The sequence below is a fragment of the Streptomyces sp. NBC_00354 genome (assembly GCF_036106915.1).
In the GTDB taxonomy this organism is placed as follows: domain Bacteria; phylum Actinomycetota; class Actinomycetes; order Streptomycetales; family Streptomycetaceae; genus Streptomyces.
In genome coordinates this window covers 3,452,191-3,467,967 of the sequence record NZ_CP107983.1, presented here as the reverse complement: position 1 = coordinate 3,467,967, position 15,777 = coordinate 3,452,191, and the positions used below count along the sequence as shown (strand labels likewise).

11 protein-coding genes are annotated in these 15,777 nt (G+C 72.8%); 7 read left to right on the top strand and 4 right to left on the bottom strand.

The genetic code is table 11. The features are described 5' to 3' along the window. The first annotated feature begins 74 nt into the window (after positions 1-74). On the top strand, positions 75-422 hold the full coding sequence (locus OHT74_RS15355; RefSeq protein ID WP_266664618.1) for an ArsR/SmtB family transcription factor: 348 nt from the start codon (positions 75-77) through the stop codon (positions 420-422). Continuing rightward, positions 406-2,910 (top strand): DNA helicase PcrA, encoded by a 2,505-nt coding sequence (pcrA, locus tag OHT74_RS15350; protein WP_266664617.1) that lies wholly within the window; start codon positions 406-408, stop codon positions 2,908-2,910. Before OHT74_RS15355 ends, pcrA begins: the two co-directional genes overlap by 17 nt. Positions 2,911-2,963: 53 nt before the next feature. Here the strand turns inward: pcrA and OHT74_RS15345 are convergent, their stop codons facing one another. Both OHT74_RS15345 and OHT74_RS15340 read right to left on the bottom strand, forming a co-directional pair. After that, on the bottom strand, positions 2,964-4,583 hold the full coding sequence (locus OHT74_RS15345; protein ID WP_328620513.1) for a M23 family metallopeptidase: 1,620 nt from the start codon (positions 4,581-4,583) through the stop codon (positions 2,964-2,966). A 221-nt stretch (positions 4,584-4,804) separates the two neighbouring features. Continuing rightward, the gene (locus OHT74_RS15340; RefSeq protein ID WP_328620512.1) at positions 4,805-5,590 is read right to left on the bottom strand and encodes an esterase/lipase family protein; all 786 of its coding nucleotides are present in this window, start codon (positions 5,588-5,590) and stop codon (positions 4,805-4,807) included. Between the two features lie 222 nt (positions 5,591-5,812). Here OHT74_RS15340 and OHT74_RS15335 point away from each other — a divergent pair, with 222 nt between their 5' ends. Then, positions 5,813-6,217 carry a cobalamin B12-binding domain-containing protein gene (locus OHT74_RS15335; protein ID WP_266664611.1) on the top strand — a complete coding sequence of 135 codons (405 nt, stop codon included), beginning with the start codon at positions 5,813-5,815 and terminating at the stop codon, positions 6,215-6,217. Positions 6,218-6,271: 54 nt separating this feature from the next. Here the strand turns inward: OHT74_RS15335 and OHT74_RS15330 are convergent, their stop codons facing one another. Both OHT74_RS15330 and OHT74_RS15325 read right to left on the bottom strand, forming a co-directional pair. Then, the gene (locus OHT74_RS15330) at positions 6,272-7,888 is read right to left on the bottom strand and encodes a DUF5691 domain-containing protein (RefSeq protein ID WP_328623324.1); all 1,617 of its coding nucleotides are present in this window, start codon (positions 7,886-7,888) and stop codon (positions 6,272-6,274) included. Between the two features lie 208 nt (positions 7,889-8,096). Further along, the gene (locus OHT74_RS15325; protein WP_328620511.1) at positions 8,097-9,437 is read right to left on the bottom strand and encodes an SWIM zinc finger family protein; all 1,341 of its coding nucleotides are present in this window, start codon (positions 9,435-9,437) and stop codon (positions 8,097-8,099) included. Between the two features lie 134 nt (positions 9,438-9,571). Here OHT74_RS15325 and OHT74_RS15320 point away from each other — a divergent pair, with 134 nt between their 5' ends. The 4 genes from OHT74_RS15320 to sucC all read left to right on the top strand — a co-directional run bounded on the left by OHT74_RS15320 (position 9,572) and on the right by sucC (position 15,757). Next, positions 9,572-10,678, top strand: coding sequence for an ATP-binding protein (locus OHT74_RS15320; protein WP_266996630.1), 1,107 nt, complete (start codon positions 9,572-9,574; stop codon positions 10,676-10,678). Continuing rightward, complete coding sequence (locus OHT74_RS15315; RefSeq protein WP_328620510.1) at positions 10,675-12,939, top strand: DUF5682 family protein; 2,265 nt, start codon at positions 10,675-10,677, stop codon at positions 12,937-12,939. The genes OHT74_RS15320 and OHT74_RS15315 overlap by 4 nt, the downstream gene beginning before the upstream one ends. Positions 12,940-13,141: 202 nt before the next feature. Then, positions 13,142-14,308, top strand: coding sequence for a VWA domain-containing protein (locus OHT74_RS15310; protein WP_328620509.1), 1,167 nt, complete (start codon positions 13,142-13,144; stop codon positions 14,306-14,308). 270 nt (positions 14,309-14,578) lie between these two features. Beyond that, positions 14,579-15,757, top strand: coding sequence for an ADP-forming succinate--CoA ligase subunit beta (sucC, locus tag OHT74_RS15305; protein ID WP_266626308.1), 1,179 nt, complete (start codon positions 14,579-14,581; stop codon positions 15,755-15,757). Positions 15,758-15,777: the final 20 nt, after the last annotated feature.

Sequence of the window (15,777 nt, the reverse complement as noted above, 5' to 3'; positions counted from 1 at the left end):
GGCGCTCCCGGTCCGCCCGGGAAGCGGGTCGGCTCATCGAAAATGTCCGTACGAGATCTGCGTACAGTGATGGCATGCCTGCCACCGCCGAGCCGACCCACCCCTGCGCCGGGGATCTCGACCTGGCCGAGGTGCTCGCGGCCCTCGGGCACCCGGCCCGCCTCGAGATCGTCCGCAAGCTCGCCTCCGGCGAGGAGACGTTCTGCGGCGAGGTGGTGCCCGACCTGCCCCGGTCGAGCGTCACGCACCACCTCAAGACGCTCCGCGAGGGCGGGGTGATCCGCCAGAGCCCGCAGGGCCGCAGGCTCTGCCTCACGCTGCGCCGGGACGACCTGGAGATGCGTTTCCCCGGTCTGCTGGAACTCGTACTGGCGTGTCGGTCCCGCCCTCTAGACTCGGAAAGCGATGAGCAGCCTCTTTGACGACAGTTTCCTGGCGGACCTCACCCCCTCCGACGAGGTCCCTCCGCCGCCCGAGGACCACGCCGCCCCGGAACCGGGTGCGGACGATCTCTTCGGGGGCCGATTCGACATGGCCGGCGGCAGTGAGGGGCGGGGTGACGCGTACTACCGGGACGGCTCCCCGAAGCCCGTCATCGACCCCGCGACCCTCCTGGACGGGCTGAACGAGCAGCAGGCCGCGGCCGTGGTGCACGCGGGCTCCCCGCTGCTCATCGTGGCCGGCGCCGGCTCCGGCAAGACCCGGGTGCTGACCCACCGCATCGGCCACCTGCTGGCCGCGCGGAACGTCCACCCCGGCCAGATCCTGGCGATCACCTTCACCAACAAGGCCGCCGGCGAGATGAAGGAGCGCGTCGAGGGCCTGGTCGGCCCGCGCGCCAACGCCATGTGGGTGTCCACCTTCCACAGCGCGTGCGTGCGCATCCTGCGCCGCGAGTCGAAGCGGCTCGGCTTCACCTCGTCCTTCTCGATCTACGACGCGGCCGACTCGAAGCGTCTGATGGCGCTCGTCTGCCGCGACCTGGACCTGGACCCGAAGAAGTTCCCGCCCAAGGCCTTCAACGCCAAGATCTCGAACCTCAAGAACGAGCTCATCGACGAGGACGCGTTCGCCGGCCAGGCCGCCGACGGCTTCGAGAAGACGCTCGCCCAGGCGTACGCGATGTACCAGGGGCGGCTGCGCGAGGCCAACGCGCTCGACTTCGACGACATCATCATGACCACGGTGCACCTGCTCCAGGCGTTCCCGGACGTCGCCGAGCACTACCGGCGCCGCTTCCGGCACGTCCTGGTGGACGAGTACCAGGACACCAACCACGCCCAGTACACGCTGGTGCGCGAGCTCGTCGGCACCGGCTACCCGGACCTGCCGCCGGCCGAGCTGTGCGTGGTGGGTGACGCCGACCAGTCGATCTACGCCTTCCGCGGCGCGACCATCCGCAACATCCTCCAGTTCGAGGAGGACTACAAGGACGCGAAGACGATCCTGCTGGAGCAGAACTACCGCTCCACCCAGACGATCCTCTCCGCCGCCAACGCGGTCATCGAGCGCAACGAGAACCGCCGCGCCAAGAACCTGTGGACCCAGGCCGGCACCGGCGCCGTCATCACCGGTTACGTCGCGGACACCGAGCACGACGAGGCGCAGTTCGTCGCCGACGAGATCGACCGGCTGACGGACGCGGGCGACGCCAAGGCGGGCGACGTGGCGATCTTCTACCGGACGAACGCGCAGTCGCGTGTGTTCGAGGAGATCTTCATCCGGGTCGGACTGCCCTACAAGGTCGTCGGCGGCGTCCGCTTCTACGAGCGCAAGGAGGTCCGCGACGTCCTCGCGTACCTGCGCGTCCTCGCGAACCCGGAGGACAACGTCCCGCTGCGCCGGATCCTGAACGTGCCCAAGCGCGGCATCGGCGAGCGCGCCGAAGCGATGATCGACGCCCTCGCGATGCGCGAGAAGATCACCTTCCCGCAGGCGCTGCGGCGCGTGGACGAGGCGTTCGGCATGGCCGCGCGCTCGACCAACGCGGTGAAGCGGTTCAACGTGCTGATGGAGGAGCTCCGCACGATCGTCGACTCGGGCGCGGGCCCGGCGGTGGTCCTGGAAGCGGTGCTGGAGCGTACGGGCTATCTGGCCGAGCTCCAGGCATCGACCGACCCGCAGGACGAGACGCGCATCGAGAACCTCCAGGAACTCGCGGCCGTGGCCCTGGAATTCGAGCAGGCCCGCGGGGAAGACAACCCTGGCACGCTCGCGGAGTTCCTGGAGCAGGTCGCGCTCGTCGCCGACTCCGACCAGATCCCGGACGAGGACGAGGACGGCTCGGGCGTCATCACGCTGATGACCCTGCACACCGCCAAGGGCCTCGAGTTCCCGGTGGTCTTCCTGACCGGCATGGAGGACGGGGTCTTCCCGCACATGCGGGCGCTGGGCCAGACCAAGGAGCTGGAGGAGGAGCGCCGCCTCGCGTACGTGGGCATCACGCGGGCGCGCGAGCGGCTGTACCTGACCCGGTCGAGCATGCGCAGCGCGTGGGGCACCCCCTCGTACAACCCGCCCTCGCGGTTCCTCGAGGAGATCCCGGCGGAGTACATGCAGTGGAAGCGCACGGGCGCCGCGCAGAAGCCGGCGGGCCCGATGCGGAGTTCGGGCTCGGGGTACGGGTCGTCCGGCTCGGGCGGCGGGAAGGCCACGTTCGGCACCTCGCCGGAGGCGTTCCTGTCCTCGTCCCGTACGAAGTCGGGGCCGTCCGGGTTCGCGACGCGCCGGGCCGCCGACAAGCCGGTCATCGCGCTGGCGGTCGGGGACCGGGTGACGCACGACCAGTTCGGGCTGGGCACGGTCATGGAGGTCAGGGGCGCCGGCGCGGACGCGCAGGCCACCGTCGACTTCGGGGACGACAAGCCGAAGCGCCTGCTGCTGCGCTACGCGCCGGTGCAGAAGCTGTAACCGGGGGGGCCGGGGCCGGGGGCCGGGAGGATCGGTTCCCCGGCCGGTCGGGCTTAGGTCGGGTCCAGGCCGTGGCTGCGGAGCCAGGGCAGGGGGTCGATCGCCGAGCCGCCGCCGGGGCGTACCTCGAAGTGGAGGTGCGGGCCGGTGGAGTTGCCGGAGTTGCCCGAGTAGGCGATGACGTCGCCCGCCTTGACCTTGCCGGACCGGATCTTGGTGCTGCTGAGGTGGCAGTACCAGGTCTCGGTGCCGTCGGGCGAGGTCACTATGGCCATGTTGCCGTAGGCGCTGTTCCACTGGGTGCGCACGGTGCCGTCGGTGGCGGCCATGACCGGGGTGCCGTAGGAGACCGGGAAGTCGATGCCGGTGTGCACGGACATCCACATGCCGCCGGCCTGGCCGAAGCTGGCGCTGAGGCCGTGCTGCCCGACCGGGATCGCGAACTTGGGGCGGGCCGCCTCCTTGGCCGCCTCCTCCTCCGCCTTCTTCTTCTTTTCGTCTTCCTGGCGCTGGCGCAGGTCGATGCGCTCCTGCGTGCGGCTCGCGCGGTCCGCGAAGTCACCCGCGTCGGCGCTGAGCGCCGTCAGCTGGGTGTCGAGCTTGCTGTTCGCCGCGACGGGCTTCACCGAGGCCGGGTCGGGCGCGGCCATCGTGGTGGTGTCCTCGGCGGGCTTGTCCACGGTGCTGAGTCCGCCGACGGAGGCGGCCGCGACACCGGCGACGCCCATCACGCAGGCGGAGGGCACGGCCACGGTCAGCAGGGCGGAACGCTTCGCCGGGGTGCGGCGCCGGCTGTTGCCGCCGCTTCCGGACGGGGAAGCGGCCGTGGACGCCGACTTGGTCTTGGCGCCGGCGCGGCGCGAGCCGCGCGGTACGGGCGCGGCGGCCGGGGTGACCGGCATGGCCTGGGTGGGCAGGTCGTGCACCGGGGCGGCCGCGAGGTCGGCATCGAGATCGAGCCCGAAGTCGTGGTCGAGGCCGAGGTCGTGGTCGAGGCCGAGGTCGTGGTGCTGCTCGAGGCCCTGCTCGAGGCCGAGGTCGTGGTCCTGCTCGGGGGCTTCGTTGCCGAGGACCTCGAAGACGGCGGTCTCGCTGTAGACGTCGGCGGCGGGGGCGGCCGGCGCCTCGTAGGCGTAGGCCGTGTCCTGGTGCTGCTGCGGCTGTGCCTCGTGCTGCTGCTGCTGCTGCTGGTACTCGTACTGGTAGTCGTACGAGAAGGTCTGCGTCTGCTGCTCGTGCTGCGGGACGGTGTTCCAGGCGGTGGCGTCGTACGCGCCGGTCTCGGTGCCCGTGGTGCCGTAACCCGGCATCGCCCACTGCCCGGTCTGAGCGGCCTGCCCGGTCTGCTCGTAGCCGAAGGCGGTGGCCTGGTAGTCCGTGCTGCCCGGCTGGTTCCAGGCGCTCGCATCCCACTGTCCGGTGCCGGCGTCCTCGGTGACGCCGCCCTGGGCGGGGATGGTCGACAGATAGCCGCCGTCCTGCGGGTAACTGCCCTGGGCGGACCAGGCGGTGGAGTCGTACGCGCCGGTCTCGTAGGAGGCGTAAGAGGCGTAGTCGTACCCCTGGCCCTGCGTTTCGTAGGAAACGTAGGCCGAGCCACCAGCGAAAGTGGTGTCGGAAAGGCCGTCGTACCCGGAATCGGGGTACAGGCCCGACGAGGGGCGGTCGTTCACCAACTTCTCTTTCGCCTCGGCAGTGGGGGCCTGGGTGGCCAGGGAACTCGAGGTTCCCTGGGGAGAGCAGTGGCGTGACTGTACCCGGCGGTTACTGGCAACGACAATCTTCGAGGGGTTCCGAGCTTTCCGGAACCGGGCATTCGGCCGCCTTTCGGTCGCGGCAAGGCCGAGCCTTGGCCTTGAGTTCGAAATCCGTTCGAGTCCGGGTGGGTTGGAGTTCACGCGACGGAAGCGGCGTCTCCCAGGCTCTCGACCGCGGCCGGGCCGGGTCCGTCGAGCGCGCGCCGGACCGCCGCCGTCACCGCGGGATGGGCGGGCAGGGCGAGGTGTCCGATGCCGGTGACCTGCACGTTCTCCACGCGGAGATCCGGATGCTCGATGCGGGCCGTCTCGGTCGGATCCATCAGCTCGTCGAACTCGCTCCAGAACGCCACGCATCGGGTCCGGCAGCCGGGCGCGGGTGCCCGCAGTTCGGCCATCACCTCGGAATCCGGGCGCATCTGCCGGACCAGCGGGTGGGCGTCCATGAAGGGGGCGACCCGCGTGCCGGAATGCGGGGTGCCGAGCGTGACGAGCGTGCGGACGCGGGCCTCGCCGCCGAGACGCTGGACGTAGTACCGCCCGACCAGCCCGCCCAGGCTGTGCCCGACCAGGTCCACCCGCTCCTGTCCCGTGCGCTCGCACAGCTCCTCGACGCGCCGGGCGAGGTGGCGGGCGGTGACGCGCAGGTCGCGGGTGAAGGGGGAGTAGTTGTACGTCTCCACCTGCCGCCGTCCGCCCGCGGCGAGCGTGCGGCGCAGCAGGACGAAGACGGACCGGTTGTCGGTGAACCCGTGCAGGAGGAGTGCGGGTGTCTGTCCGAGGTGTTTTCTGCTGGTTTCGGCTGGCTTCTCCTGGCGTATCCCGGTCGGGTAGAGGAGCAGATGGCCGCCGAGGACCACCGCCTCGAGCACGCCGGCCCGCAGTGCGGCCCCGGATACGGGTACGGGTATGGACACCCCCATGGACGGCCCCCCTCAGCCTTGTGGGACAGCGCCTCTTGGGGCTGCGGCCGGCCGCGCCACCGTGCCGTGCGGCTGTCGGTACGGTGGCGCGGCGCCCCCGGTGCGGCTCCCCTGGCGGTGAATCAACGCCGTCCCACGTGTGATTTCCCCCTCGTGGTTCACCGTGAAACGGGGGTGTGCGCGATGCTGTACTTAACGTTCGTTCACTCGGGAGGCAGTGCGATGGGTGTGACCGGTCCGATCCGTGTGGTGGTGGCCAAGCCGGGTCTCGACGGCCACGACCGCGGGGCCAAGGTGATCGCGCGTGCGCTGCGGGACGCGGGCATGGAGGTCATCTACACCGGCCTCCACCAGACCCCCGAGCAGATCGTGGACACCGCCATCCAGGAGGACGCCGACGCGATCGGCCTCTCGATCCTCTCCGGCGCCCACAATACGCTGTTCGCGCGCGTCCTCGAGCTCCTCAAGGAGCGCGACGCGGAGGACATCAAGGTCTTCGGCGGCGGCATCATCCCGGACGACGACATCGCCCCCCTGAAGGAAAAGGGCGTTGCCGAAATCTTCACCCCGGGCGCAACGACGACGTCGATCGTGGACTGGGTCCGCGCCAACGTCCGCACCGTGTAGCCGCCGGGCCACCGCTGCGCGGAGTCGATGCTGCGCAGCGGTACCCCGGGCAGGTCAGGGCCTCGGGGCCAGCTCCGCGAGCATCGTGGCGCGTAGGCGCAGCGTGGCGACCAGGCGTTGGAAGGCCTCCGACCAGTACGCCGCCGCGCCCGGGGACGTGTCCGGCGGGCCGCCCGAAGCCGTCGTCAGGGACTCCAGATGGTCGGCCGCCGCGGGATCCAGGCAGCGCTCGGCCAGGCCCATCACCCCGCTGAAGCTCCATGGGTAGCTGCCCGCCTCCCGTGCGGCGTCCAGTGCGTCCACCACCGCCCGCCCCAGCGTCCCCGCCCACGGCACCAGGCACACGCCGAGCAGCTGGAAGGCCTCCGAGAGGCCGTGGGCCCGTATGAACCCCGCGACCCACTCCGCCCGTTCCCCGTCCGGCAGGATCGACAGCAGCTTCGCCCGCTCCGCGAGCGACGCCGTGCCGGGGGCCGTCGCGGGCGGTGCCGAGGCCGCGCCGAGCAGGGCCTTCGACCAGTCCGGATCACGCTGGCGGACCGCCGCCCGGCACCACGCCGCGTGCAGCTCCTCCCGCCAGCTCTCGCCCTCGGCCACCGGCAGCGCCACGATCTCCGCCGGGGCAAGCCCGCCGAACCGCTCCCGCCAGCAGGACAGCGGCGCCGCCTCCACCAGCTGGCCCAGCCACCAGGCCCGCTCCCCGCGCCCGGCCGGCGGGCGCCTGACCACTCCGTCCCGGAGCATCCCCGCATCGCACTCGGCCGGCGGAGTCACCCCCTCCGGCCCCACGCAGGCCAGCGCCCGCTCCGCCATCCGCCCGGCCAGCGCGGACTCGGGCAGCGCGGACAGCAGCTCGGCGGCCGTCGCCCGGACGTTGCGGCTCCGGTCGCCCAGGGCCGCCTCGAGGAACGGCTCGTCGCCCGCAGTCAGCCCCACCCGCAGCGAATCGAGGAACATCAGCCGGTCCTCGGCCCGTTCCGTCGCCCAGGTCGTCGACAGCAGCAGCGTCGCGGCCGCCGCCTCGTGCGCCCGTACGGACCCCAGCAGGGCCACGCGCTCCGCGAACAGCCCCTCCTGCCACAGCCGTTCCACCCCTGGTCGGTTCTCGGGCCGGGGCAGTTCCCCGGCGCCGCCCGCCCCGCCGCGCAGGGCGAACCGCCAGTCCGGGTTCAGCCGGGCCAGCCACAGCCCCCGCGCCCCGGCCAGGGCCAGCGCCTGCGGGCGCAGGTCCGTACGGGCCCGGGCCGCGTCCAGCAGCGCCGGCACCAGCGCGGCCGGCGCCCGGTATCCGTACCGCCCGGCGGCGGCCAGCCACTGCGGCAGCAGCTCCGTCAGATCCGGGGCGGCCCCGCGCCGCCCGCCGCCGCTGCCCGCGCCGGTCCGGCCGGCCAGCAGCTGGGCGAGCCGCCGCCGGGCCGGCTCCGGCGGGGCCGGGCGCGGATCCCGCGGTGCGGGCTCCGGCCGCGGACCCGCCTCGGCGGGCCGCAGCCCGGCCCGGCGCCGTACGGTCTGCACGGCCGCCGCATCGAGCAGCGCCGCCGGACTCCCTTGGCGCCGCCCGGTCCCCAACAGCGCGGCCCCGACCAGCTCCTCCCACTCCCCGTAACCCGCCTCCGCGGTAGCACCCGTAGTCGTGGTCGTGGCTGTCGTCGTGGTTGTCGTCGTGCCCATGGTCGTCGTGGCCGTCACCGCGTCCCTCCCTCTCGTCGTGCAGTGCTCCGGTCCCGCCCCCTCCGCGGGACCGGAGCAGCTTTCGCGCCCCGTCTGCCGACCCTTCAGCTTGCGTGGTTGTCGTTCACAAAAGCCCCCCGGCTTCGTCGTTTGTGCACGCCGGCGCCCCCGCGCCAACGCTCCCTCCCTCAGCGGGTGCCCGGCCCCGTCACCCCAAGGCGACCGGTTCCGGGCAGCCCGGATGCCATGCCGTCAATGGAGTGAATCCGCGGTGTCCGCATTCGCCGAACACCGTGACCGGGCCGCCGCCCGAGAGCGCGGCCAGCTGCCACAGCCCGGACCGCGACCCGCCGCCGACGAGCGCGACCGGCAGCGCAGAGTTGCCCTCCGCGTCCGCCAGCTGCCAGCCCCGTTCCCCCGGTATCGGGATCACCGAGCCCAGCACCACCGGCCACGAGTCGAGCCACGGATCCTCCCGCAGCGCCGCCCCGTACGCCTCCAGTGCCGCCCCCGTACCGACCCCGGCCGGGACCCGGTCGCACGGCGTGGCCGCCGCGGATCTCTCCCCGAGATCCGCCCGCAGCCCCGCCGAACCGGGCCGGAAGCGAGCCTCCGCCTCCAGCACCAGCCCCACGGGCAGTGACAGCCCCGGAGGCCGCCCGGGCGGACCGAAGTCCAGTACCAGGGCCGGGCGCCCGCTCCCCAGCCCGCGCAGCCAAGTCCGCCGGGTGGTGAGCCGGCCGTCCGGTGACACCGAGTCGTACTGGGCCAGCACCAGCCAGCGGTCCCGTACGACCTCCCCCTCCGCGGCGGTACCCGGAAGCCCCACCCTGCTCCGGACCGTCGCGGCGAGCGGCTCCGGCAGGCCTGCCAGCCCGAGCCAACCCCGGTTCAGCAGGTGCAGCAGCGCGCCCTCCTCCAGCATCCGGGCGGGCCATCCGGGACCGCAACTGGGTATCGTCCCCAACTCCCGCACCCGCGCCGCCAGTCCGGGCGCCTGGGCGTCGACCATCCGGGCGGCCGTCTCCTCCCAGGGCGCGTACCCCGCCTGCTGCTGGCCGGCCAGGCCCGCGCGCAGCAGGTCCTCGAGCCGCTGCTCCAGTTCGCCGACGCCCGCACTGATCCGGGCCGCCCTCCGTTCGGCCCGGCGCTTCGCCGCCTCCTCGTCCACCGGTCTGTCTGCCGCGGCCGCCGGGCGCTCGGCCTTCGCCACCCGCTCCGCCAGCCACCCGGCGGCCCAGTCCGGCGCCTCGCCGGGCTCGCCGAACCCCTCCGCCGTCCAGAGCAGCAGCAGCCCGAGTGCGTGCTTGCACGGGAACTTCCGGCTCGGGCAGGAGCACTTGTACGCCGGGCCCCTCAGGTCCACGACCGTCCGGTACGGCGTACTGCCGCTGCCCTTGCACAACCCCCACACCGAACCGGAAGCGGAATCTCCGGTCTGTGACCACGGACCCGCCCCGCCCAGCTTGGCCCCCGCCTTGCGTGATGCATCGTCAGGAGCCAGAGCCAGTACCTGTTCCGCCGTCCAGCGGACCCCCTGCTCAGTCATGTGTCCCACCGTAGAGACCCCCACTGACAATCGCTCTGACCTGCAACAACCGTGCGAGCGAGGGGCGTTGTCAGTGGCGTGGTGCACGGTTGTTCCAGCAGTCGGGAGCGGCTGCCGAGCATTGGAGGGGGACCATGACCATGCCCGAGAACGGCAAGGGCGCCGAGGTGCTGCGACCGCACGCCGAAGACGCCTTCGGCGACGAACTGAAAGCCCTCGCGGCCGCCGACGACCGGCCCCGCCCGACGCGCTGGAAGCTCTCCCCGTGGGCCGTCGCGACCTACCTCCTGGGCGGCACCCTCGACGACGGCACGGTCATCACGCCCAAGTACGTCGGCCCGCGCCGCATCGTCGAGGTCGCCGTCACCACCCTCGCCACCGACCGCGCCCTGCTCCTGCTCGGCGTCCCCGGCACCGCCAAGACGTGGGTGTCCGAGCATCTGGCCGCTGCCGTCAGCGGAGACTCCACCCTCCTCGTCCAGGGCACCGCCGGCACCCCCGAGGAGGCGATCCGGTACGGCTGGAACTACGCCCGCCTGCTCGCCCAGGGGCCCAGCCGAGAAGCCCTCGTACCGAGTCCCGTCATGCGGGCCATGGCCGAGGGCATGACCGCCCGCGTCGAGGAGCTCACCCGCATCCCGGCCGACGTCCAGGACACCCTCATCACCGTCCTGTCCGAGAAGACGCTCCCCATACCGGAGCTCGGCCAGGAGGTGCAGGCCGTGCGCGGCTTCAACCTCATCGCCACCGCCAACGACCGAGACCGCGGGGTCAACGAGCTCTCCAGCGCGCTGCGCCGCCGCTTCAACACCGTCGTGCTGCCGCTGCCCGCCACCGCCGACGCCGAGGTCGACATCGTCGCCCGCCGCGTCGACCAGATGGGCCGCGCCCTCGACCTGCCGGCCGTGCCCGAGGGCCTGGAGGAGATCCGCCGCGTCGTCACCGTCTTCCGCGAGCTGCGCGACGGGGTCACCGGCGACGGCCGTACGAAGGTGAAGTCGCCGAGCGGCACCCTGTCCACCGCCGAGGCCATATCGGTCGTCACCGGCGGTCTCGCCCTGGCGGCCCACTTCGGGGACGGCGTACTGCGCCCGTCCGACGTGGCCGCCGGGATCCTCGGCGCCGTGGTCCGGGACCCGGCCGCCGACAAGATCGTCTGGCAGGAGTACCTCGAGGCCGTGGTGCGCGAGCGGGACGGCTGGAAGGACTTCTACCGCGCCTGCCGGGAGGTGACGGCATGAACGGTATGGGCAGTCCGGCCGCCGAGTGGCGGGGGCCGCTGCTGCTGGGTGTACGGCACCACGGGCCCGGCTCGGCCCGCGCGGTGCGGGCCGCCCTCGACGCGGCCCGCCCGGCGGCCGTGCTGATCGAGGGCCCGCCGGAGGGGGACGCGCTGCTGCCGCTGGCCGCCGACCCGGGGATGCGGCCGCCCGTCGCCCTGCTCGCGCACGCCGCCGACGATCCGGGCAGGGCCGCGTTCTGGCCGCTGGCCGCGTTCTCGCCGGAGTGGGTCGCCATCCGCTGGGCGCAGGAGCAGGAAGTACCCGTTCCGGTGCGGTTCATCGACCTCCCGGCGGCGCACACGCTGGCCGCGCGGGCCGACACCGACACCGACCCGGATGCGGCCGAGTCCGTACGGCCGGACCCTCTTGCGGTGCTGGCCGAGACGGCCGGGTACGACGACCCCGAGCGCTGGTGGGAGGACGTGGTCGAGCACCGCGGCGCCGTCCGGGAGGACCCTCTCGCCGCGTTCGAGGCCCTCGGGGAGGCGATGGGGGCGCTGCGCGAGGCGTACGGGGACGGCGGCCACGCCCGGGACCTGGTGCGCGAGGCGTACATGCGGCAGCGGATGCGGGCCGCCCGCCGGGAGTTCGGGGACGCGTACGCCGTCGTGTGCGGGGCCTGGCACGTGCCGGCGCTGCGCGTGAAGACCACGGCCGCCGCGGACAAGGCGCTGCTCGCCGGGCTCCCCAAGGTCAAGGTGGAGACCACCTGGGTGCCCTGGACCCACCGGCGGCTCGCCCGGGCCGGCGGGTACGGCGCGGGCATCACCTCGCCCGGCTGGTACGCGCACCTCTTCGCGGCCCGGGACCGGCCGGTGGAGCGCTGGCTGACCAAGGTCGCCGGGCTGCTGCGGGAGGAGGACCGGCAGGTCTCCTCGGCGCACGTCATCGAGGCGGTCCGGCTGGCGGGGACGCTGGCGGCGGTGCGGGGGCGGCCGGTGGCCGGGCTGACGGAGACCCTCGAGGCGGTGCGGGCCGTGATGTGCGACGGCTCCGACATACCGCTCGCGCTCGTCGAGGACCGCCTGGTCGTCGGCGACGTGCTCGGCGAGGTCCCCGACGGGGCGCCCGTCGTGCCGCTGCAGCGGGACCTGACCCGGCAGCAGCGCTCGCTGCGGCTCAAGGCTGAGGCGCAGGAGCGCGAGCTGGAGCTCGACCTGCGCAAGGACACCGACGCGGCCAAGTCCCTGCTGCTGCACCGGCTGCGGCTGCTCGGCATCGACTGGGGCACGCCGGCCGCCTCGCGGGGGAGCACGGGGACGTTCCGCGAGACGTGGCGGCTGCGCTGGGAGCCGGAGCTGTCGGTGCGGGTCGCCGAGGCCGGGATCTGGGGCACCACCGTCGTGGCGGCCGCCACCGCCAAGGCCGAGGCGGATGCGGCCGGGGCGGCGGAGCTCGGCGAGGTGACGGCGCTGGCCGAGCGGTGCCTGCTGGCCGGGCTGTCCGAAGCCCTGCCCGCCGTATTGCGGGCCCTCGCGGACCGGGCGGCGCTGGACACCGACGTGGCACGGCTCGCCAAGGCCCTGCCGGCGCTGGCCCGTTCGCTGCGGTACGGAGACGTACGGGGGACGGACGCGTCGGCCCTGGGCACGGTCGCGGGCGGGCTCGCGGAGCGGATATGCGTGGCGCTGCCACCCGCGTGCGCGGCGGGTCTGGACGGGGACGCGGCGGCGGAACTGCGGGGCCATGTGGACGGGGTCCACGGCGCGATCGGACTGCTGGAGGCGGACGGCCTGCGGGAGCGCTGGGCGGCGGTGCTGCGGGCGCTGGCCGGGCGGGACACGGTGCCGGGGGTGATCCGCGGGCGGGCGGCCCGGCTGCTCCTGGACGACGGGCAGCTGCCGGCGGAGGAGACGGCGCGGCTGATGGGGCTCGCGCTGTCCCCGGCGGCGTCGCCGGCGGACGCGGCGGGCTGGATCGACGGATTCGCGGGGGGCGGGGGCACGTTGCTGGTCCACGACGAGCGGCTGCTGGGGCTGATCGACGCGTGGCTGGTGGGGGTGCCGGAGCAGGCCTTCACCGACGTACTGCCGCTGCTGCGGAGGACGTTCGGGGCGTACGAGGCGGGCGTGAAGCGGAGCCTGGGCGAGCTGATCCGCCGCGGCCCGTCGGCGAAGCACGCGCCGTCCCAGGCCCCCGAGGGCTTCGCCCCCACCCTGGACCCCACCCGCGCGGACGCAGTCCTCCCCGTCCTCCGCCTCCTCCTCCCCACCCCGTGATGACCACAGACGCCCCGCCAGTCCGGGCGGAGCCCGGGGAACGGGGGAAGGGCGGGGCGGGGCGGGGCGAGGCTCCGCGCAGCGGTGGGGCGGGGCGGGACGCACGGCATCCGGTGGGTACGGGGGCTCGGTGCACCGGAGACGGAATGGACACGCGCCGTCGGCACGGGCCGGTGGCCGGGATGAGCAGGGGGACGGGTAGATGAGCAGTACGGGGATCTCGGCAGTGGGCGACGCCGCCGCGGAGGCGCGGTTGCGGCGGTGGCGGATGGTGCTCGGGGGGGACGGGGACGGGACCGGGTGCGTGCTGAGCGGGCGGGATGTCGGCATGGACGCCGCGCTCTCGGCGCTGTACGGCGCAGGCGCGGCCCCGAAGCGCGGCGGGGAGCGGAGCGGGGGGCTCGGGGGGTCCGCGCCCAACGTGGCCCGCTGGCTCGGGGACATCCGTACGTACTTCCCGAGCTCCGTCGTCCAGGTCATGCAGCGGGACGCCATCGAGCGGCTCGGTCTGTCGACCCTCCTCCTGGAGCCCGAGATGCTGGAGGCCGTCGAGCCCGACGTCCATCTCGTGGGAACGCTGCTTTCCCTCAACAAGGTCATGCCCGAGACGACCCGGGAGACGGCCCGCGCCGTCGTCCGCAAGGTGGTCGAGCAGTTGGAGAAGCGGCTCGCGTCCCGCACCCGCGCCACCCTCACCGGCGCCCTCGACCGCTCCGCCCGGACCGGCCGCCCCCGGCACGCCGACATCGACTGGGACCGGACCATCCGGGCGAATCTGAAGAACTACCTGCCGGAGTACAAGACCGTCGTCCCCGAGCGTCTCGTCGGGTACGGGCGCGCCGCCCAGGCGGTGAAGAAGGAGGTGGTGCTCTGCATCGACCAGTCCGGATCGATGGCGGCCTCCGTCGTCTACGCCTCCGTCTTCGGCGCGGTGCTCGCCTCGATGCGTTCGATCGCGACCCGGCTCGTCGTCTTCGACACCGCCGTCGTGGACTTGACGGATCAGCTCGATGATCCGGTCGACGTCCTGTTCGGCACGCAGCTCGGCGGCGGCACCGACATCAACCGCGCCCTCGCCTACTGCCAGTCGAAGATCACCCGCCCTGCCGACACCGTCGTGGTCCTGATCAGCGATCTCTACGAGGGCGGCATACGCAACGAGATGCTGGGCCGCGTCGCGGCGATGAAGGCGTCGGGAGTCGAGTTCGTGACCCTCCTGGCCCTCTCCGACGAGGGCGCTCCCGCCTACGACCGCGAGCACGCCGCGGCCCTTGCGGCACTGGGCGCCCCGGCCTTCGCCTGCACCCCCGACCTGTTCCCGGAAGTCATGGCCGCGGCCCTGGAGAAGCGCCCCCTGCCCGCCCCCTGACGCGTCCCCGATCGGCGCCGCCGGGCATGGCAGATCACACGAACTTCCAGTTCAACCGTGAGGCGATCTGTGACAGGTATCACCGCTCAGGTGTGATCTGCGATTTAGGGACCCACGTCCCACGGGGATAACCTGCGGGACGGACATGCCGCGTCCACGGTCACCGTGTGCGCCTCCCTAGTGACAGCGCCGTCACGTTGCCCTCCGCGGCACGCCCACGCAGACAACCGCGAATCACTGCGAATCTTTGAAGACAAGGGACGGACGCGCGTGGACCTGTTCGAGTACCAGGCGAGGGACCTCTTCGCCAAGCACGGTGTACCGGTGCTGGCCGGTGAAGTCATCGACACGCCTGAGGCGGCTCGCGAGGCCACCGAGCGGCTGGGCGGCAAGTCGGTCGTCAAGGCGCAGGTGAAGGTCGGCGGCCGCGGCAAGGCCGGCGGCGTCAAGCTCGCCGCCACCCCGGACGAGGCCGTCGCCCGCGCGACGGACATCCTGGGCATGGACATCAAGGGCCACACGGTCCACAAGGTGATGATCGCCGAGACCGCTCCCGAGATCCTCGAGGAGTACTACGTCTCGTACCTGCTGGACCGCACCAACCGCACCTTCCTGGCCATGGCCTCGGTCGCGGGTGGCATGGACATCGAGCAGGTCGCCGAGGAGACCCCGGAGAAGCTCGCCAAGGTCCCGGTGAACGCCAACGAGGGCGTGACCATCGAGAAGGCCCGCGAGATCGTCGCGCTGGCGCAGTTCCCGGCCGAGGTCGCCGAGAAGGTCGCCGAGGTCCTCGTGACTCTGTGGGCGACCTTCATCGCCGAGGACGCGCTCCTCGTCGAGGTCAACCCGCTCGCGAAGGTCGCCAACGGCGACGTCATCGCGCTCGACGGCAAGGTCTCGCTCGACGAGAACGCCGAGTTCCGCCAGCCGGGCCACGAGGAGTTCGTGGACCACGCGGCCGCGAACCCGCTCGAGGCCGCCGCCAAGGCGAAGAACCTCAACTACGTCAAGCTCGACGGTGAGGTCGGCATCATCGGCAACGGCGCGGGTCTCGTCATGAGCACCCTCGACGTCGTCGCCTACGCCGGCGAGAACCACGGTGGCGTCAAGCCCGCCAACTTCCTGGACATCGGCGGTGGCGCCTCCGCCGCCGTCATGGCCAACGGTCTCGAGATCATCCTCGGTGACCCGGACGTCAAGTCCGTCTTCGTCAACGTCTTCGGTGGCATCACCGCTTGTGACGAGGTCGCCAACGGCATCGTCCAGGCGCTGGCCCTGCTGGAGGAGAAGGGCGAGGCGGTCACCAAGCCGCTCGTCGTCCGTCTCGACGGCAACAACGCCGAGCTGGGTCGCAAGATCCTCTCGGACGCCAACCACCCGCTGGTGCAGCGCGTGGACACCATGGACGGCGCGGCCGACAAGGCCGCCGAGCTCGCGGCTGCGAAGTAAGGGCAGAGGTCACAGACTCA

Excerpts from the sequence above, each read along its gene's own strand:
- OHT74_RS15355 (WP_266664618.1), top strand. The coding sequence starts at position 75 with ATGCCTGCCACCGCCGAGCCGACCCACCCCTGCGCCGGGGATCTCGAC.
- pcrA (WP_266664617.1), top strand. The coding sequence starts at position 406 with ATGAGCAGCCTCTTTGACGACAGTTTCCTGGCGGACCTCACCCCCTCC.
- OHT74_RS15340 (WP_328620512.1), bottom strand. The coding sequence starts at position 5,590 with ATGGGGGTGTCCATACCCGTACCCGTATCCGGGGCCGCACTGCGGGCC.
- OHT74_RS15335 (WP_266664611.1), top strand. The coding sequence starts at position 5,813 with ATGGGTGTGACCGGTCCGATCCGTGTGGTGGTGGCCAAGCCGGGTCTC.
- OHT74_RS15330 (WP_328623324.1), bottom strand. The coding sequence starts at position 7,888 with ATGGGCACGACGACAACCACGACGACAGCCACGACCACGACTACGGGT.
- OHT74_RS15325 (WP_328620511.1), bottom strand. The coding sequence starts at position 9,437 with ATGACTGAGCAGGGGGTCCGCTGGACGGCGGAACAGGTACTGGCTCTG.
- OHT74_RS15320 (WP_266996630.1), top strand. The coding sequence starts at position 9,572 with ATGACCATGCCCGAGAACGGCAAGGGCGCCGAGGTGCTGCGACCGCAC.
- OHT74_RS15315 (WP_328620510.1), top strand. The coding sequence starts at position 10,675 with ATGAACGGTATGGGCAGTCCGGCCGCCGAGTGGCGGGGGCCGCTGCTG.
- OHT74_RS15310 (WP_328620509.1), top strand. The coding sequence starts at position 13,142 with ATGAGCAGTACGGGGATCTCGGCAGTGGGCGACGCCGCCGCGGAGGCG.